Genomic DNA, 17,469 nt, shown 5'->3' with positions numbered 1-17,469 from the left:
ACTTTAAAAATACTTATGAGAATTTACGCATTTATAGCTGCATTATTTTTACTTACTTCTGTATACGGACAAGAGAAATATCCTCAAAATAAATTTCAGTCACCATTAGATATCCCTTTAATTTTAGCTGGTAATTTTGGCGAGTTACGCTCTAACCATTTTCATTCTGGTATAGATATAAAAACCCAACAAAGGGAAGGATTAGCTGTTTATGCTATTGATGATGCTTCTGTTACGCGTATTAAAATATCGCACTGGGGATATGGTAAAGCTCTTTACATAACTCACCCTAGCGGTTACACCTCTGTGTATGCGCATTTGCAAAAATTTTCTCCTAAAATTGAAGAGTACATCAAAAAAATACAATATAAAAAGCAATCATATCAAGTAGAGACTTTTCCTGATTTTGGAGAGCTTAAAGTTAAAAAGGGAGAAGTTATAGCTTACTCTGGCAATACAGGTGGTTCTTCTGGTCCGCATTTACATTTTGAAATTAGAAGCAATACTAACAGCAAACCTACAAATCCGCTTTTATATGGTTACGATATTAGAGACGCAACAGACCCAACAATTTTAAACTTATACGCTTATCCACTAAGTAATGATGCGCAAATTAACCGTAGCGCAAATAAAACTCAAATTAAATTTAAGAGGCAAGCAGACGGATCTTATTTGGCAGATAAAGTTTATGCCTCTGGTACTATAGGAATTGGCTTTAATGGTTATGACAGGCAAGATATGGCTGCAAACAAAAATGGTATTTACGCTATAGAACAGTTGGTAAATGGTAAAACATACTCTAAATTTAAGTTTGATTCTTTTTCGTTTGCAGAAACAAGATATATTAACACATTAATAGACTACCAACACTACGGTAAATATAGCCAGCGCATTGTAAAGTGTTTTAAAGACCCTAGTAATAAACTTAGTATTTATTCTGATTTACATAACGATGGAAAAATTGTTGTAAACAATGGACTTACCTACAATGTAGAGTTGCTATTAAAAGACTGGGAAAACAACACTACAAAAATAATTATTCCTATTGAAGGCAAAGTACAAGAGCTAAAATCACCCAAAAAAGTTGCTACTACAGATAATTACTTAATAGCAAAAAAACCAAACAATTACAATTTAGAAGGGGCAAAAGTATATTTTCCTGCTAATACTTTTTATAACGATTTCTATATCGATTTAAAAAAGGGGAAGGATACCGTAAAAATTCATAATAACGAAGTACCTGCACACCGCAATTTTACAATAACCTTTGATGTTAGTAAATACTCTGATACTGAGAAAAAACAATTATTTATTGCTAGATTGAATAGCAAAAACTTACCTATACACGCAACTACATATAAAAGAGGAAATACCTTTACTACAAGAACAAAAAATTTAGGCACATACACCCTTGCTAAAGATACTATTGCACCTGTTATTACGCCTAAAAACTTTAAAGCAAAACAATGGCTAAACAATTACAAATATTTAAGCCTTAAAATTGTTGATGATTTAAGTGGTATTGACACTTATAATGCCTATATAAACGGAGAGTGGGTTTTAATGAGTTATGAATACAAAACAAATACAATAACTTATAATTTTGATGATAAAATTCTTAATAAAAAAGAATGCAATTTAAAAGTTATTGTTACAGATAATGTAGGCAACAGTACTACATACAAAACTACTTTTTATAGAAAATAACACTGCAAAAGTAAAAGGTTAACTTAAAACAATTAATTTAATAAAATACACACCTAAAATAACAATAGTTTAAAAGATTAAAAGCTTATAAGTTTAGTAATTTCATATACTTTTGCAAAAATAAAGTGTCATAAACTTTAATACGGCAGTGTAATTACAGAGAATACAAAAAATGAAAAAAACATTACTTTTTATAATATTACTATCTTTTTGTGGAGTACAAGCGCAAAAAAATATATACGAGAACAAACATTTTGATGCCATTAGCAAAGACCATAAAGTACTGGCAATTATTCCGTTTTTAGCCAATTTGGAGCTAAAAGATAACATTACAAAAGAAAAGCTAAAAGAATTAGAAGAAAAAGAAGGCTACGCTGTACAAAATGCACTAGAGACTTATTTTTTAAGAGGTAAAAAAAAGAAAAAGTACGCTGTAGAATTTCAGAATATAAAAAACACTAATGCCTTACTAGCTAAAAACAATATTACATTTAAAAATATAGACATACACACCACTAAAGAACTAGCCAAGCTACTAAATGTAGATGGTATTATTAGTGGCAATATAGATTTAAATGTACTTTTATCTAACGGAGTATCTACATCTTTCAATTTCTTTGATTATTTTGATGGAAATGCAAATTATGGGCGTATTGGCATAAAAGTTAGTGATGGAGACTCTGGCAAACTATTATGGAAATACGAAAAGGAAATTAACAAGAAGACTGGCAAAAACACCATAGACCTTATAGATGGTATGATGAAGAAAGCTACTCGTAAATTTCCTTATGATAAAGAAAGAGTTAAAAAGAATAAGAAAAATTAACTCTCTACAAACTCTTTTAATACTTTTATAGTATAATCTAGCTCTTGCTTGGTATTGTATTTAGAGAAAGAAAAGCGTACCGACGGTTTTTGTAAATCTTCATTAGACAACACCTCTGTTAATACGTGAGACCCTAAGCTGCTTCCAGATTGGCAAGCGCTACCTTTAGAACACCCAATACCTTTTAAATCTAAATGAAATAAAAGCATTAAACCTTTTTTCTCGTCTACAGGTAAATTTACGTTTACCAAAGTGTATGTACTTTTATCAATATCACCAGACAACCCATTAAATTTAACCTCAGGAATTTCTGTTTTTATTTTATCAATAAAGTATTGTTTAAGCTCTGTAACATAAGCTTTTTCTTCATTTAAATTATTATAAGACATTACAAATGCCTCTTCCAAACCAACTATATTATGGTATGGTTCTGTACCCGCTCTAAAACCACGTTCCTGAGAGCCTCCAAATATTAGTGGCTTAATACCTTTATCCTTTTTTATATAAGCAAAACCAACACCTTTTGGACCGTGAAATTTATGAGCAGCAGCAGTTAAAAAATCTACTGGAGTTTGTTGTACATCCCAAGCATAATGACCAACAGACTGTACAGTGTCTGAATGAAATAGAGCATTATACTCTTTACACAATGTACAAACTGCATCAATATCTAACTTGTTGCCTATTTCATTATTAACGTGCATAAGACTCACTATTTTTTTAGTATCATCTTTTGCCAATAACTCTTTTAAATGTATTAAATCTGGATTACCGTTAGCATCTAAATTTACGTAATGCAATGCAATACCGTATTCTTTTTCTAATTCCTCTACTGTATGTAAAACAGCATGGTGCTCTATTTTAGAAGTAATAATAGTACGCACATCTAAATCTCTTACTGCTCCACGCAAAATCATATTATCTGCCTCTGTACCACCAGATGTAAAAATAATTTCTGCTGGGTGTGCGTTTAAGTATTTCGCAATTGTTTTGCGTGTTTTTTCTATTGCAGTTTTAGCTGTTCTACCAAAACTATGTGTAGAAGATGGGTTCCCGTAACATTCTCCTAAAGCGTCTTGCATTTTTGCAATAACTTCTTCTCTTACCTGTGTTGTAGCTGCGCTATCTAAATAAACTTTTTGCATCAGAATTTATCAAAAATTATAATCCCCCAAAAATAGGGGATTTAAAATTAAATAATTCTAAAAAACGTTAAAATCTACATCTAATCAAAAGAAAAACTTTTACATTTGGAGTATGAAGAAATATTTCCTTTTTAGTGCTCTTTTTGCATTACTTTCATGTAGTGATGGAGACTTGCAGATAGAAACTTTAGATTTTAGCACTGTAATAGCTCAAAACTGTGGTACACTTAGTGTTGATACTGAATTATTTTTTAAGATAAATGATAACGAAACTTTGATTTTAACATTAGCCTCTGGTTTATTAAAAAATGAAGTTTCTGAAGCTGAAATAACAAGTGCAATACCAGAATCTTCTCAACTAACATACCGTACATTTTCTGGCACCGTATCTAGTAGTTATTTTTGTGATTCTCCACCACCTGCAACACCTACAGTTTTAGAAGAAATTAACGCAGAAAAAGGAACTATTACTATAAACACAATTGCTGGAGAAACAGAAGGCACCTTTATACATACCATTAAACTTAAAGATATTACACTAAACAATAGTGATGATACACGTATAACAGATTTAAATATTGAAGATTTTGCTGTAATAACAACAACAGTTCCTCAATAATTTTAATTCTGAAAAATATAAACTTCAGTAGCTCCTAGTCCGTATTTTTGATAATCTGCGTCATAAAACTTTAAATTATCATATTTATTAAATAGGTATTGTAACTCTTCCTTAAGCACTCCCTCACCCACTCCGTGTATAAAAACAACTTTTTGTATTCTTTTTTGAATAGCAAAGTTTAATTGACGTTTAGCTGTTTCTAACTGTAAATTAAGCATATCAAAATTACCCATTCCTTTGCTAGACTTTACAAGCTGATTAATGTGTAAATCTACTTCCATTTTAGGAATATTTCGCTCTTTTGGTTTTATTGCTGGTTTATTTTTACGTTTTGGCTGCTCTTTTTCTTGTTTAATTTTAGCCACTTCATAATTAGATACTCTTATTGTATCTGCATTTGCAATTTTAATTAGCTCTTTAGCTAAATAAGATATTTCAAAACCCAAATCAGTTTCAATGGTAATATTATCACCAACTACGGCAGTAACTGTACCTGAAATAGTATCATCTAAAACCTCTACTTTATCACCAATGCTAAAATTCTTCATACCTAATTCTTACATCTTTTACCTCTTAATTTTAAAAAATAATAAGACGTTTATTTTCTTTCCACAAAAATAGTAGTATTTTTCCAGTTCAAAAATAGATTGCAAGCCTAAATGCTGTTACCAAGACTAGAGTTTAACATTAATAATTATATGCTTCCTTGTATGAACAAGAAGTTTTTTGGTGTAGACTGCCCTGGTTGCGGCATACAAAGATCAATTTCGTTAATACTGCAAGGAGATTTTAGTGGTGCATTTTATATGTATCCCGCAATTTATTCTTTAATTCTACTTTTTGGTTTTATAGGGGTTAACCACTTCTATAAAATTAAATATGCTAATAAAATTATTATTTCCTTATTAGTCATCAATTTTGTATTAGTTTTTACTAACTATATTAATAAATTTATTTAACCAATTACTTTTTTAAATTATGGAACAACAAAAATTACCAAACGTTACTATTGCATTAGTATTAGGAATAATTTCTTATGTTGGATGCTGCTGCACTTCTGGATTTGGAGGAATACTTTTTTCTGGTATAGCTCTATTTTTAATAAATAAAGACACTAAAATCTACCAACAAAACCCACAAGAATACTCAAACTTTGGACAGTTAAAAACCGCAAAAATTGTTTCTATTATAGGTCTTGTACTAAGTATTATAACAGTAGGACTTTACATATTCTTTAAATCTACAGGTGCTTATGATGAAATGATGGAAGAGTTTATGAAGGGATACAACCAAGGATATAATCAATAATATATATCTAAATTATGAAAGAAGAATTACCTGGTGCTAGTAGCGCTATGACAATGGGAATAATTGGCTTAATTGCAACTGTTGCATGTTGCGGACCTCTTGGAGCTATTTTTTGTTTTATTAGTTTATCTAAAGGTAAAAAAGCAAGATTACTTTATGAGCAAAATCCAGGCCAATACACAGGAATTGAAAATGTAAAAACCGCGAAGATTTTATCTATCATAGGATTAGTTATAGCGGCCCTATATCTTGTATTTATAATACTATACTTTGGAGTTATAATAGCTGCCATTACAACAGGAAGTATGGATGGTATGCAATATTAAACTACAATAGATATATTGATAGCAAAAAAATCCCAATACATATGTATTGGGATTTTTTATTTTAAGTTTATTTGTAAACTAGTTTGCTACTTCACTAATAAATTTTATTCTATATAAACGTAGCTCTTCATCTTCATAGTCACCATCAAACTCTTCTACAGCAGCATCAATATTATCAGATTCTGCCTCTAAAAAGTAATCGTGTATTTCTTCTTGTTGGTCTTCATCTAAAGTTTCATCTACCCAATAAGTAATATTTAGCTTTGTACCACTATATACTATTTGTTCCATTTCTTTTATCAACTCTGCTAACTCTAAACCTTTAGCATCTGCAATATCTGTTAATGGTAATTTACGATCTACGTTTTGTATTATGTACAGTTTTAAAGCAGAATTAGCTCCTGTACTTTTAACCACCAAATCATCTGGTCTAACAATATCATTATCCTCTACATACTTAGCTATAAGTGCTAAAAATGGTTTTCCGTATTTTTTAGCTTTACCTTCTCCTACTCCATGTATGTTAAGCATATCTTCCATACTGGTTGGGTACTTAAGCGCCATGTCATCTATAGACGGATCTTGAAAAACTACAAAAGGAGGTACACCGTGCTTTTTAGCTTCAGACTTTCTAAGTTGCCTTAACAACTGTGCAAGCTCTTTATCTGCTACACCACCAGAACTTTTTGCTGCACTCACAATAGCATCATCATTTGCTTGGCTATACACATGATCTTTTGTCATTAAAAATGATTTTGGCTCCTTGGCATAATCAACACCCATTGGTGTAACACGTAAAATTCCGTACTGTTCTATTTCTTTACGTAAATAACCAGCAACTAAAGTTTGGCGAATTAAAGCCATCCAATAACCGGCATCTTTATCTTTACCAATACCAAAAAATGGTTTTTCATTGGTTTTATGCGAAGTTATTAGTGCATTTTTTTTACCAATTAAGGTATTTACTATTTCCTTAGATTTAAATTTTTCTTTAGTGCCTTGTACCACACTAATAAGCTTAACTACATTTTCTTTAGCTTCTACTTTTTCTTTAGGAGTACGGGTGTTATCATCCATATCTGCTCCTTCTCCATTAACCTCGTCAAATTCCTCTCCAAAATAATGAAGAATAAATTTTCTACGAGACATAGATGTTTCTGCAAAAGCAACAACTTCTTGCAGCAATGCATTTCCAATTTCTTGTTCTGCAACGGGTTTCCCAGACATAAATTTCTCTAGCTTTTCTATGTCTTTATAAGAATAAAAAGCCAAACAATGTCCTTCTCCTCCATCTCTACCTGCCCTACCAGTTTCTTGGTAATAGCTTTCTAAACTTTTAGGTATATCATGATGTATTACAAAACGCACATCTGGCTTATCTATACCCATACCAAAGGCAATTGTTGCAACCACAACATCTACCTCTTCCATTAAAAACATATCTTGATAACGAGACCTTGTTTTTGCATCAAAACCAGCGTGGTAAGGCACAGCACTAATACCATTAACTTGTAATACCTGTGCTAATTCCTCAACTTTTTTACGACTTAAGCAGTATACAATTCCAGATTTACCTACGTTTTGCTTTACAAAACGTATTATATCTGCTTCTATATTCTGAGTTTTTGGTCGTACTTCATAAAATAAATTAGGCCTGTTAAATGATGCTTTAAATAGTTTAGCATCTGCAATCCCTAAATTTTTTACAATATCTTCTTGCACCTTTGGTGTAGCTGTTGCCGTTAAACCTATCATAGGTATATTGTCTCCTAGCTTACCAACAATGGTTTTTAAATTTCTATATTCTGGTCTAAAATCATGTCCCCACTCAGATATACAATGGGCTTCATCTACCGCTACAAAAGATATTTTTACAGATCTTAAAAACTCCACATACTCTTCTTTTATAAGAGACTCAGGAGCTACATACAATAATTTAGTTACACCGTTTACAATATCTTCTTTCACCTCTTTTACTTGAGTTTTAGTTAAAGAAGAATTTAAAACGTGTGCAATTCCGTGTTCAGAAGAGATACCACGTATGGCATCTACCTGATTTTTCATCAAAGCTATTAGAGGAGAAACAACAATAGCCGTACCTTCTTGCATTAACGCTGGTAACTGATAGCAAAGCGATTTGCCTCCGCCAGTTGGCATTATAACAAACGTATTATTACCCTTAAGCAAGTTATTGATGACACTCTCTTGTAATCCTTTAAATTTTGTGAATCCAAAATGTTTTTTTAAGGAAGCGTGCAAATCAATGTTAGAGTTACTCATAGTATTGTATAGTGGTTGTGTTTACTGTTTTAAATAAAATAAAATTCAAGATACTCAAATTTTAGGAATCCGTACAAAATTTAAGGCAAATTTAATTTCAATCAAATTACTGTATCACATAAAAATAAGTTTACGTAATTTTGTATTCTTAAAGATAATACATCTTTTTTAAAAGAACACATAATTTAAGATTACATTGAGCAACTCCAAAACAATTATAGATATTGCTAAGCGTACAATTTCTAATGAAGCTGATGCTATTAAAAACTTATCTAACCTACTAGATACCAATTTTACAGATGCTGTAAATACTATTTACAACTCTAAAGGAAGATTAATAATATCTGGTATAGGTAAAAGTGCCATTATAGCGCAAAAAATTGTGGCTACCTTAAACTCTACTGGTACACCATCTATATTTATGCATGCTGCAGATGCCATACACGGCGACCTTGGTACTGTTTTAAAAGATGATGTAGTTATTTGTATTTCTAAAAGTGGTAACACACCAGAAATTAAAGTTTTGGTACCATTAATTAAAAGAGGTGGAAACGTATTAATAGGAATGACAGGAAATACAGATTCTTTTTTAGCACAACAGTCTAACTATGTATTAAATACATATGTAGAAAAAGAAGCTTGCCCTAATAATTTAGCACCTACCACAAGTACAACCGCACAATTGGTTATTGGTGATGCAATTGCCGTTTCTTTATTAGAACTTAAAAGATTTACAAGTAAAGATTTTGCCAAGTACCACCCAGGTGGTGCATTAGGTAAAAAACTGTACTTGCGTGTAAATGACATTGTAAATAACAACCAAAAACCAGAAGTTAAAACAAATACATCTGTTAAAGAGGTTATTGTAGAAATTTCTGAAAAAATGCTTGGCGCAACAGCAGTTTTAGATAATGATAAAGTTATTGGTATTATTACTGATGGAGATATTAGACGTATGCTTAATACGTATGATAATATTGGAAACTTAACCGCTAAAGACATCATGTCTAAAAATCCTAAGACAGTAAATACAGATGTTTTAGCAGTTGATGCATTAGAACTAATGCAACAACAAGAAATATCTCAATTGGTTGCTGTAAAAGATTCCAAATACGTTGGTTTATTACATTTACATAACTTAGTAAACGAAGGCATTTTATAATGGCAAAAAGTAAAAAAAACCCGGACGAAATGTCCTTTTTAGACCATTTAGAAGAACTTAGATGGCACTTAATTAGATCTACACTAGCAGTTGTAATTATTGGTATTGTTGCATTTGCAATGAAAGAATTTATTTTTGATACCGTATTATTGGGACCTAAAAAAATGGATTTCCCTACCTATAAATTCTTTTGTTCTATAGCTACGTATTTTGGAATGGAATCTAGTTTTTGTGCAGATACCCTACCTTTTACCATACAAAGTAGAACTATGGCAGGGCAGTTTTCTGCTCATATATGGACCTCTATTTGGGCTGGTTTTATACTTGGCTTTCCTTATATTTTATATGAAATGTGGCGTTTTATTAGTCCAGGCTTGTATGAAAAAGAACGTAAAAATTCTAAAGGTTTTATTTTTGCCGCATCATTTTTATTTTTCTCTGGTGTGCTTTTTGGTTACTATATTGTAACTCCTTTCTCTATTAACTTTTTAGGTACATACCAAGTTAGTAAAGAGGTATTAAATGAATTTGATTTAAGCTCCTTTATATCTACCGTAAAAGCATCTGTAATTGCTTGCGGTATAATGTTTGAGCTTCCAATAATAATATACTTTTTAACAAAAGTAGGCTTAGTTACTCCAGAAGTGCTTAAAAAGCATAGAAAAATAGCATTGGTTGTAGTATTAATAGTAGCTGCTGTTATAACTCCTCCAGATGTTGCAAGTCAAATTGTAGTAACAATACCCGTTTTAATACTATATCAAATTAGTATTTATATTTCTAGAAGAGTGTTAAAAAATGAAGCTAAAAAACTAGGTAAGAATGTCACAAAATCCAGTTAAAGAATTTAACGAGTACCGTTCTAAAATGAACGAAAAAATATTAGCAGATAAAAACAAGGTTATTAATAGAATTTTTAACCTTGATACTAATGCATACAGCAAAGGAGCCTTAGATGTAAAAACTAAAGAACTACTAGGACTAGTTGCTTCTGCGGTTTTACGTTGCGATGATTGCGTAAAATACCATTTAGAAAGTTCGCACAGAGAAGGTGCTAATAAAGATGAGATTATGGAAACACTTAGTATTGCTACCCTTGTTGGCGGTAGTATTGTTATTCCGCATTTAAGGCGTGCACACGAGTATTGGGAGGCTATAGAAGCTAACCACGAAGGTTAAAAAAAAGGTAAATCTTCTCTGTTTACAAAAAGAATAACTTAGATTTGGATATTCTATGGAAAAAATGAAGCTTAGAGCAGACAATATAATGAAGTCCTATAAAGGACGACAAGTAGTAAAAGGAATATCTTTGGAAGTAAACCAAGGAGAAATTGTTGGTTTGTTGGGCCCAAATGGTGCCGGTAAAACAACTTCTTTTTATATGATTGTTGGACTCGTAAAACCTAATGGTGGTAATATTTATTTAAATAATATGAATATTACACAATTTCCTATGTACAAAAGAGCACAAAACGGAATTGGCTATTTGGCACAAGAAGCTTCAGTTTTTAGAAAGCTTAGCATTGAAAAAAATATTTTAAGTGTACTACAACTTACAAAACTGAGTAAAAAAGAGCAACATATGAAAATGGAGTCTCTTATTGAAGAGTTTAGTTTAGGACACATACGTAAAAACAGAGGAGATTTACTTTCTGGTGGTGAACGTAGGCGTACAGAAATTGCACGCGCTTTAGCCACAGATCCAAAATTTATATTATTAGATGAGCCTTTTGCTGGGGTAGATCCGGTTGCAGTAGAAGACATACAGCGTATTGTAGCTCAATTAAAAAACAAAAATATTGGTATTTTAATTACAGACCACAACGTACAAGAAACTCTTGCCATTACAGAAAGGTCTTACTTAATGTTTGAAGGTGGTATTTTAAAATCTGGTGAACCAGAAGAACTAGCTGCCGATGAAATGGTAAGGCAAGTTTACCTTGGCCAAAACTTTGAGCTACGTAAAACTAAAATAGATTTTTAAAACTAAGTTTATTTAGTTCCTAATTTACTTACTACAGACAATAGTATATAAGTTACTATTATAATTGGTACCGCTAAATATTTTAGCGTTATTAGTAATACTACGCATAGTATTAAAAAAATGTAGCGAATAGCATTATCCTTAAAATTCCAGGTTTTAAATTTTAAAGCAAACAAAGGTAAATTAGCATTTAATAAATATGCGCTTAAAGCCGTAACTGCTAGTAAAAACCATTGGTTTAATATTACATCATTTAACAAAGGGAAATTTTGATAGGCTAATATTAACGGCAATGAAATTATTAAAAGAGCATTTGCTGGTGTTGGTAATCCTATAAAAGATTCTGTTTGGTTTTCATCTATATTAAATTTAGCCAACCTGTAACCAGAAGCTAAAGTTATTACAAAACCTATAAAAGGAATTATAGACGAAATTTGAAACCCAGAGGTATAAAAATTATTTTCTACCCCTGCAAACATTGCAGAGCTCCATCCGCCTGTAGTAGACATTAATAATAATTTATACATTACTATACCTGGCACTACTCCGCTTGTTACCATATCTGCTAATGAGTCTAACTGTAAACCAAGCTCGCTCTGTACTTTAAGCATACGAGCAGCAAAACCATCAAAAAAATCGAAAAATATACCTAAGAAAACAAATAAAGCAACCATTTCAAAAAGTCCGTGTACAGCAAAAAGCACCGCTAAACAACCACAAAATAAATTTAAAAGCGTAATTAAGTTAGGTATCTGTTTTTTCATTTTTTTTAGTAAGTTTAGTGTATTGCTATATTCTTCAAAAATACAGTAATATTAGTTGCTTTGGTAAAAATAGTATTTCTTTAAAAAAAACAATTTAAAAAGCTGCTTTTTTAAAAAGCATACGGCAGTTCTTCTAATTTGTTCGATATTTGTTACTCCTAAAAAATAATGAACTTGAAAAATTACATTAAAGCTATCGTTTTTATACTGTTATTAGCTAATGCATTCTTGGCTTACTCACAAAACAGTTCTATATCTAACAATGCTCAAATTAGTGTACTTACATGTGGCTCTGGAGATGAATTGTACTCTACCTTTGGCCATAGCGCTATTAGGGTTTGGGACCCAGTTACAAGAACTGATAAGGTGTATAATTACGGTATTTTTGATTTTAACGCTCCCAACTTTTATTTAAATTTTGTGAAAGGAAAATTGCTTTTTAAAGTAAATAAGCAAGATTTTTCTAGATTTTTGTATGAGTATCAATATGAAAAAAGATGGGTAAAAGAGCAAGTTTTAAATCTTAATACTGAACAAAAACAACAGCTTTTTAATTACCTAGAAAAAAATGTAAAGCCCGAAAACAGAGATTACTTGTATGATTATTTATACAACAATTGTGCTACTAAAATTATTGAAGTTTTAAACATTTCTATTGGCAAAGACATTACTTTTAACGAAGATCATTTAGAAAAAAACTTTACATTTAGAGAGTTATTAGATCAAAAATTAAAGACAAACACTTGGTCTAGTTTTGGTATAGATTTAGCTTTAGGCTCTAAAATAGATAAACAAGCCACTATTTTACAACATACATTTTTACCAGACTATGTATGGTCTCAATTAAACAACAGTACTATAAAAAACGCTCCGTTAGTACTATCTAACAGAACCATTTTAAAAGAACATAAAAAAGTAAATAGTATTAATTTTTTAGGAACTCCTATGTTCTGGTCGTTTTTACTTTTAGCGTTTGTAGCTTTTATTACTTACACAGATTACAAAAATCAATTATGGTCTAAATGGATAGATGCGTTTTTATTTTTTGTAACTGGCTTAATAGGTTTAATTTTAACCTTATTGTGGTTTGCTACAGACCATACTGCAACCGCAAACAACTTTAACTTGCTTTGGGCAATGCCTGTAAATTTAGTTGTGTTACTTTTGCTATTTAACAAGCAAAATAAAAAAGCAAAACTGCATATATACAGCATAATTTCACTTATATTATTACTAGTTGTACCAGTTGTACAATTAACAGGTGTTCAAAAATTTCACCCAGCATTTATTCCAATACTATTATCACTTGCCATTAGATATGCATTTATATGGCAAAAAACAAAATAACTAAAACAAACAAATGAACCTACTTACGGTTGAAAACATATCAAAATCTTACGGAGAACACGCTCTCTTTTCAAACATTTCTTTTGGTGTAAATAAAGATCAAAAAATTGCTTTAATAGCTAAAAACGGAAGCGGAAAAACCTCTATTTTAAATATATTATCTGGACTAGATTCTCCGGATAGTGGACAAGTAAATTACAGAAAAGGAACTCGTGTTTCATTTTTAGAGCAAGAGCCTAATATGGATCCAGATCTAACTATTGAAGAAACCATTTTTGCATCAGACAATGAAGTTTTAAAAGTTATAGCAAATTATGAAAAAGCACTTGCAAACCCAGAAGATGCAGAAAAATATCAGCTTGCTTTTGATGCTATGGATAGGTTTGAAGCTTGGGATTTTGAAACTCAATACAAACAAATATTATCTAAACTTAAATTAGATGATGTTTCTTTAAAAGTTGGTTTACTTTCTGGCGGACAAAAAAAGCGTTTAGCAATGGCTGATGCGCTTATAAACAGGCCAGACTTGTTAATTTTAGATGAACCAACCAACCATTTAGATCTAGAAATGATTGAGTGGTTAGAGGAATATTTTGCTAAGGAAAATATTACCTTATTTATGGTTACACATGATAGGTATTTTTTAGAGCGTGTATGTAATGAAATTATTGAGTTAGATAACAATACGCTATACCCATACAAAGGCAATTACTCTTACTATTTAGAAAAAAAAGAAGCCCGTTTAACACAGGAAGCAGTAGAACACCATAAATCTAAATTATTATACAAAAAAGAACTAGGTTGGATGCGCAAACAACCTAAGGCACGTACTACCAAATCTAAATCTAGAATAGATGATTTTAACGACATTAAAGCTAAGGCTCACCAACGTAGAAAAGAACATACAATAGAGCTAGAGATTAATATGGAGCGTATGGGTAGTAAGGTTATGGAGCTTGTAAAAATCTCTAAAGCCTACCCAAACAAACCTATTTTAGATAAGTTTGAGTATAACTTTTTAAAAGGTGAGCGTATTGGTATTATTGGTAAAAATGGTACTGGTAAATCTACTTTTTTAAATATAATTACAGGCACAGACCAACCAGATAGCGGAAAAGTAATTGTTGGTGAAACTATTAAATTTGGTTATTATACTCAAAAGGGTATAAAAATAAAAGAAGGCCAAAAAGTTATAGATGTTATAAGAGAATTTGGAGATTATATTCCGCTTAAAAAAGGACGTCAAATATCTGCTCAGCAATTATTAGAACGCTTTTTATTTGATAGAAAAAAACAATACGACTTTGTTGAAAAACTAAGTGGTGGTGAACGCAAAAGGTTATATTTATGTACTGTATTAATACAAAATCCTAACTTTTTAATACTAGATGAACCTACAAATGACTTAGACATTGTTACTTTAAATGTTTTAGAAAGTTTTTTAATGGATTTTCCAGGTTGTTTATTAGTAGTATCTCATGATAGGTATTTTATGGATAAGATTGTAGATCACCTATTTGTATTTAGAGGCAATGCTGTTATTGAAGATTTCCCAGGAAACTATTCAGATTTTAGGTCTTATGAAGACAGTGCTGTATTAGAAAGCAGAGAAAATAAAGAGAAAGAAGCTAAAACAGAAAAAAAATCTTGGAAAACAGAAGGCAAAACAAATAAATTATCTTTTCAAGAGCAAAAAGAATACAATAACATAGAAAATAAAATAAAAAAGTTAGAAGAAAAAAAGGTTACACTACAGAATAAATTTTCTGATGCTAGCCTTAGTGGTGATGAGATAGATAAGCTATCTAAAGAACTACAACTTGTTATAGATGAAATTGATAAAAAAACAGAACGCTGGTTTGAGCTTTCTGCAATTGTTGAAGGTTAATTTTGCTTAACTATGTTTCAAACACTTGCGCATCTACGTTTTTTATTAAAAGCAACTAACCAACACGGTGTACACTCACCTTTTATATACAATTACGTTACTAAGTGTTTGTATAAAAAAGAGAAGCTACACCGTAATAAAGGTTTTAACGTTATACTAAAAAGTATTTCTTATTTTAATGTAAAAACTGCTTTTACAACAAATAAAGAATTAAAAAAACATATAAAAAACAACATAAATTATACCAATACTAATGTAGACTTTGGGTATTTAAACACTCCAGATTTAGCTGTTTTTAATAGCATTAACTACCATAATAATACTATGGTTTTTATACATAATATTTATAAAAACAAACAAACAGAGCAAGTTTGGGAGCAAATAAAATTACTAAACAAAGTAACTGTTACAGTAGATGTTTTTTATGGTGCTGCTGTATTTTTTAGAAAAGAACAAGCTAAAGAGCATTTTAAAATAAGATTATAATTCTGTATTTTTAAATTTATAAAAATTGAAAATGGACTACACTACTTTTATTGTTTGCGGAATTGTATTAATTATTTTTCTTGTGGTTAATTTTAGAAATAAAAAGAAAAGCAAGGAAAGAAAATCTCGTAAATTTATGAGTAATTACAAACGTAAAGAGTAAGCAATTTGGATTTTAGCAACCCATTATTTCACATTCCTCTTGGCTCTGGCAGCTTATTTATAATCGTTGGACTTTTTCAGCTTAAATTTCCTCCTAAAAAAATAAATAACCTATATGGTTACAGAACTAGCAAAGCTATGTTAAACCAAGACAGGTGGAATTTTGCGCAAAAATATTCATCAATACAATTAATAAAAATTGGTTTTTTACTTGCATTATCATCTCTATTTAGTATTCTATATCAACCTAAAAAAGAAATTGCAGTTGTTATTAGTATAGCGCTATTGCTTACAAGTATTATTACTTTAGTGTTAAAAGTAGAAAAAGCTATAGACTCAAAATTCAAAGAAGAATAACATATGAAAATATATACAAAAACAGGAGATAAAGGAACTACTGCCCTATTTGGCGGCACTAGAGTTCCCAAACATCATTTACGTATAGAATCTTACGGTACTGTAGATGAACTAAACTCTTGGATGGGACTTATAAGAGACCAAAAAATTAATAACCACTACAAAGATATTATAGCTACAATACAAGATAAATTATTTACCGTTGGTGCTGTTTTGGCTACAGATCCAGAAAAAATGGTACTTAAAAACGGAAAAGAAAGGCTAAATATTGAAAAAATTAGCAACGCAGATATTGAACTATTAGAGCAAGAAATGGATAAAATGAATGAATCTTTACCACAGATGACACATTTTATTTTACCTGGCGGACACACAACCGTGTCATACTGTCATATTGCACGTACTGTTTGCCGTAGAGCAGAACGTTTAGCATCTCATTTAAACGAGAACGAACCTTTTGAAGCAAATGTTTTGTCATTTATCAATAGATTGTCCGACTACTTATTTGTACTCTCTAGAAAACTAAGCAAAGACCTAGATGCAAACGAAATAAAGTGGATTCCTGAGAAGAAAGACTAATATTTACATTATTTTAACGTTATCAACATATTGAATATCAACAATTTTAAAAAAATAAATTAAAAAACTACAAAAAAACTTGCTTTTCTTGTTTAAAAATTTATTTTTGCAAAAAATTAAAATTAACTATTACCATGTATTGGACATTAGAACTAGCATCTTATTTAAGTGATGCGCCTTGGCCAGCGACCAAAGATGAATTAATAGATTACGCCATAAGAACTGGTGCACCATTAGAAGTTGTAGAAAATTTACAATCTATGGAAGAAGAAGGTGGAGAAATCTACGAGTCTATTGAGGAGATATGGCCTGACTATCCTACAGAAGAAGATTACCTCTGGAATGAGGATGAATATTAAATAAAGAATTACACAAAAAAGTCTCCTTGGAGGCTTTTTTTTTATGTAATTTTGGCAGACGCAGTTGGCTATTTTATGCTTTTTTAAAACTGGAATACCTTTTGCGTAACAAATTACATTCCGCATTTTATACGGAACATTAATCTAAATAGTTGAATGTGTTTACTTTG

Annotated in this window: 21 protein-coding genes; 17 read left to right on the top strand and 4 right to left on the bottom strand. The window is 30.8% G+C overall.

Going from position 1 to position 17,469, the window contains the following annotated elements:
- The first annotated feature begins 15 nt into the window (after positions 1-15).
- Both JM80_RS10360 and JM80_RS10355 read left to right on the top strand, forming a co-directional pair.
- Positions 16-1,707 (top strand): M23 family metallopeptidase, encoded by a 1,692-nt coding sequence (locus tag JM80_RS10360; protein ID WP_144709990.1) that lies wholly within the window; start codon positions 16-18, stop codon positions 1,705-1,707.
- A gap of 172 nt (positions 1,708-1,879) precedes the next feature.
- Complete coding sequence (locus tag JM80_RS10355) at positions 1,880-2,533, top strand: hypothetical protein (RefSeq protein ID WP_013619607.1); 654 nt, start codon at positions 1,880-1,882, stop codon at positions 2,531-2,533.
- Here JM80_RS10355 and JM80_RS10350 read toward each other — a convergent pair.
- Complete coding sequence (locus JM80_RS10350; RefSeq protein ID WP_144709988.1) at positions 2,530-3,678, bottom strand: cysteine desulfurase family protein; 1,149 nt, start codon at positions 3,676-3,678, stop codon at positions 2,530-2,532. The two genes, JM80_RS10355 and JM80_RS10350, sit on opposite strands and share 4 nt — an antisense overlap.
- 112 nt (positions 3,679-3,790) lie before the next feature.
- Here JM80_RS10350 and JM80_RS10345 point away from each other — a divergent pair, with 112 nt between their 5' ends.
- A complete protein-coding gene (locus tag JM80_RS10345) occupies positions 3,791-4,297 on the top strand; it encodes a hypothetical protein (protein ID WP_144709986.1) in 507 nt (168 codons plus the stop codon).
- 2 nt (positions 4,298-4,299) lie between these two features.
- Here the strand turns inward: JM80_RS10345 and JM80_RS10340 are convergent, their stop codons facing one another.
- Positions 4,300-4,845 (bottom strand): Smr/MutS family protein, encoded by a 546-nt coding sequence (locus tag JM80_RS10340; protein ID WP_013619610.1) that lies wholly within the window; start codon positions 4,843-4,845, stop codon positions 4,300-4,302.
- A 111-nt stretch (positions 4,846-4,956) separates the two neighbouring features.
- On the opposite strand from JM80_RS10340, the gene JM80_RS10335 reads away from it, so the two are divergent.
- From JM80_RS10335 to JM80_RS10325, 3 genes are read left to right on the top strand one after another with little or no spacing between them, the layout of a single operon-like run.
- Positions 4,957-5,256, top strand: coding sequence for a DUF2752 domain-containing protein (locus JM80_RS10335; protein WP_144709984.1), 300 nt, complete (start codon positions 4,957-4,959; stop codon positions 5,254-5,256).
- A 19-nt stretch (positions 5,257-5,275) separates the two neighbouring features.
- Complete coding sequence (locus tag JM80_RS10330) at positions 5,276-5,605, top strand: CCC motif membrane protein (RefSeq protein WP_013619612.1); 330 nt, start codon at positions 5,276-5,278, stop codon at positions 5,603-5,605.
- Positions 5,606-5,619: 14 nt separating this feature from the next.
- A complete protein-coding gene (locus JM80_RS10325) occupies positions 5,620-5,931 on the top strand; it encodes a CCC motif membrane protein (protein WP_013619613.1) in 312 nt (103 codons plus the stop codon).
- A gap of 78 nt (positions 5,932-6,009) precedes the next feature.
- Here the strand turns inward: JM80_RS10325 and recQ are convergent, their stop codons facing one another.
- Positions 6,010-8,211, bottom strand: coding sequence for a DNA helicase RecQ (recQ, locus tag JM80_RS10320; RefSeq protein WP_013619614.1), 2,202 nt, complete (start codon positions 8,209-8,211; stop codon positions 6,010-6,012).
- Between the two features lie 196 nt (positions 8,212-8,407).
- Between recQ and JM80_RS10315 the strand changes: the two genes are divergently transcribed.
- The 4 genes from JM80_RS10315 (at position 8,408) to lptB (ending at position 11,357) form a co-directional block, all read left to right on the top strand.
- Positions 8,408-9,373, top strand: coding sequence for an SIS domain-containing protein (locus tag JM80_RS10315; RefSeq protein ID WP_089119092.1), 966 nt, complete (start codon positions 8,408-8,410; stop codon positions 9,371-9,373).
- Entirely contained in the window at positions 9,373-10,215 is an 843-nt protein-coding gene (tatC, locus tag JM80_RS10310; protein WP_013619616.1) for a twin-arginine translocase subunit TatC, read from the top strand. Before JM80_RS10315 ends, tatC begins: the two co-directional genes overlap by 1 nt.
- Entirely contained in the window at positions 10,196-10,552 is a 357-nt protein-coding gene (locus JM80_RS10305) for a carboxymuconolactone decarboxylase family protein (protein ID WP_013619617.1), read from the top strand. Before tatC ends, JM80_RS10305 begins: the two co-directional genes overlap by 20 nt.
- A gap of 64 nt (positions 10,553-10,616) precedes the next feature.
- Complete coding sequence (gene lptB, locus JM80_RS10300; protein ID WP_144711196.1) at positions 10,617-11,357, top strand: LPS export ABC transporter ATP-binding protein; 741 nt, start codon at positions 10,617-10,619, stop codon at positions 11,355-11,357.
- An 8-nt stretch (positions 11,358-11,365) separates the two neighbouring features.
- Here the strand turns inward: lptB and JM80_RS10295 are convergent, their stop codons facing one another.
- A complete protein-coding gene (locus tag JM80_RS10295) occupies positions 11,366-12,121 on the bottom strand; it encodes a phosphatidylcholine/phosphatidylserine synthase (protein ID WP_075694150.1) in 756 nt (251 codons plus the stop codon).
- Positions 12,122-12,289: 168 nt separating this feature from the next.
- Between JM80_RS10295 and JM80_RS10290 the strand changes: the two genes are divergently transcribed.
- The 7 genes from JM80_RS10290 (at position 12,290) to JM80_RS10265 (ending at position 17,299) form a co-directional block, all read left to right on the top strand.
- The gene (locus tag JM80_RS10290; protein ID WP_144709982.1) at positions 12,290-13,468 is read left to right on the top strand and encodes a DUF4105 domain-containing protein; all 1,179 of its coding nucleotides are present in this window, start codon (positions 12,290-12,292) and stop codon (positions 13,466-13,468) included.
- Between the two features lie 13 nt (positions 13,469-13,481).
- Positions 13,482-15,356, top strand: coding sequence for an ABC-F family ATP-binding cassette domain-containing protein (locus tag JM80_RS10285; RefSeq protein WP_038507133.1), 1,875 nt, complete (start codon positions 13,482-13,484; stop codon positions 15,354-15,356).
- 12 nt (positions 15,357-15,368) lie between these two features.
- Positions 15,369-15,842: a hypothetical protein gene (locus tag JM80_RS10280; protein WP_089119090.1), complete on the top strand. Its 474-nt coding sequence runs from the start codon at positions 15,369-15,371 to the stop codon at positions 15,840-15,842.
- A gap of 31 nt (positions 15,843-15,873) precedes the next feature.
- Positions 15,874-16,005 carry a hypothetical protein gene (locus JM80_RS16590; protein ID WP_013619623.1) on the top strand — a complete coding sequence of 44 codons (132 nt, stop codon included), beginning with the start codon at positions 15,874-15,876 and terminating at the stop codon, positions 16,003-16,005.
- Positions 16,006-16,010: 5 nt separating this feature from the next.
- Positions 16,011-16,361 carry an SdpI family protein gene (locus JM80_RS10275; protein WP_075694153.1) on the top strand — a complete coding sequence of 117 codons (351 nt, stop codon included), beginning with the start codon at positions 16,011-16,013 and terminating at the stop codon, positions 16,359-16,361.
- A 3-nt stretch (positions 16,362-16,364) separates the two neighbouring features.
- Complete coding sequence (locus tag JM80_RS10270) at positions 16,365-16,940, top strand: cob(I)yrinic acid a,c-diamide adenosyltransferase (protein WP_034645205.1); 576 nt, start codon at positions 16,365-16,367, stop codon at positions 16,938-16,940.
- A 134-nt stretch (positions 16,941-17,074) separates the two neighbouring features.
- Positions 17,075-17,299, top strand: coding sequence for a DUF2795 domain-containing protein (locus JM80_RS10265; RefSeq protein WP_013551418.1), 225 nt, complete (start codon positions 17,075-17,077; stop codon positions 17,297-17,299).
- Positions 17,300-17,469: the final 170 nt, after the last annotated feature.

The sequence above is a fragment of the Cellulophaga sp. RHA_52 genome (assembly GCF_007827205.1).
In the GTDB taxonomy this organism is placed as follows: domain Bacteria; phylum Bacteroidota; class Bacteroidia; order Flavobacteriales; family Flavobacteriaceae; genus Cellulophaga; species Cellulophaga lytica.
This window is presented reverse-complemented; position numbering and strand designations above follow the sequence as displayed.

Coding starts and splice junctions, on each gene's coding strand:
- JM80_RS10360 (WP_144709990.1), top strand. CDS start 16: ATGAGAATTTACGCATTTATAGCTGCATTATTTTTACTTACTTCTGTA.
- JM80_RS10355 (WP_013619607.1), top strand. CDS start 1,880: ATGAAAAAAACATTACTTTTTATAATATTACTATCTTTTTGTGGAGTA.
- JM80_RS10350 (WP_144709988.1), bottom strand. CDS start 3,678: ATGCAAAAAGTTTATTTAGATAGCGCAGCTACAACACAGGTAAGAGAA.
- JM80_RS10345 (WP_144709986.1), top strand. CDS start 3,791: ATGAAGAAATATTTCCTTTTTAGTGCTCTTTTTGCATTACTTTCATGT.
- JM80_RS10340 (WP_013619610.1), bottom strand. CDS start 4,845: ATGAAGAATTTTAGCATTGGTGATAAAGTAGAGGTTTTAGATGATACT.
- JM80_RS10335 (WP_144709984.1), top strand. CDS start 4,957: ATGCTGTTACCAAGACTAGAGTTTAACATTAATAATTATATGCTTCCT.
- JM80_RS10330 (WP_013619612.1), top strand. CDS start 5,276: ATGGAACAACAAAAATTACCAAACGTTACTATTGCATTAGTATTAGGA.
- JM80_RS10325 (WP_013619613.1), top strand. CDS start 5,620: ATGAAAGAAGAATTACCTGGTGCTAGTAGCGCTATGACAATGGGAATA.
- recQ (WP_013619614.1), bottom strand. CDS start 8,211: ATGAGTAACTCTAACATTGATTTGCACGCTTCCTTAAAAAAACATTTT.
- tatC (WP_013619616.1), top strand. CDS start 9,373: ATGGCAAAAAGTAAAAAAAACCCGGACGAAATGTCCTTTTTAGACCAT.
- JM80_RS10305 (WP_013619617.1), top strand. CDS start 10,196: ATGTCACAAAATCCAGTTAAAGAATTTAACGAGTACCGTTCTAAAATG.
- lptB (WP_144711196.1), top strand. CDS start 10,617: ATGAAGCTTAGAGCAGACAATATAATGAAGTCCTATAAAGGACGACAA.
- JM80_RS10295 (WP_075694150.1), bottom strand. CDS start 12,121: ATGAAAAAACAGATACCTAACTTAATTACGCTTTTAAATTTATTTTGT.
- JM80_RS10290 (WP_144709982.1), top strand. CDS start 12,290: ATGAACTTGAAAAATTACATTAAAGCTATCGTTTTTATACTGTTATTA.
- JM80_RS10285 (WP_038507133.1), top strand. CDS start 13,482: ATGAACCTACTTACGGTTGAAAACATATCAAAATCTTACGGAGAACAC.
- JM80_RS10280 (WP_089119090.1), top strand. CDS start 15,369: ATGTTTCAAACACTTGCGCATCTACGTTTTTTATTAAAAGCAACTAAC.
- JM80_RS16590 (WP_013619623.1), top strand. CDS start 15,874: ATGGACTACACTACTTTTATTGTTTGCGGAATTGTATTAATTATTTTT.
- JM80_RS10270 (WP_034645205.1), top strand. CDS start 16,365: ATGAAAATATATACAAAAACAGGAGATAAAGGAACTACTGCCCTATTT.
- JM80_RS10265 (WP_013551418.1), top strand. CDS start 17,075: ATGTATTGGACATTAGAACTAGCATCTTATTTAAGTGATGCGCCTTGG.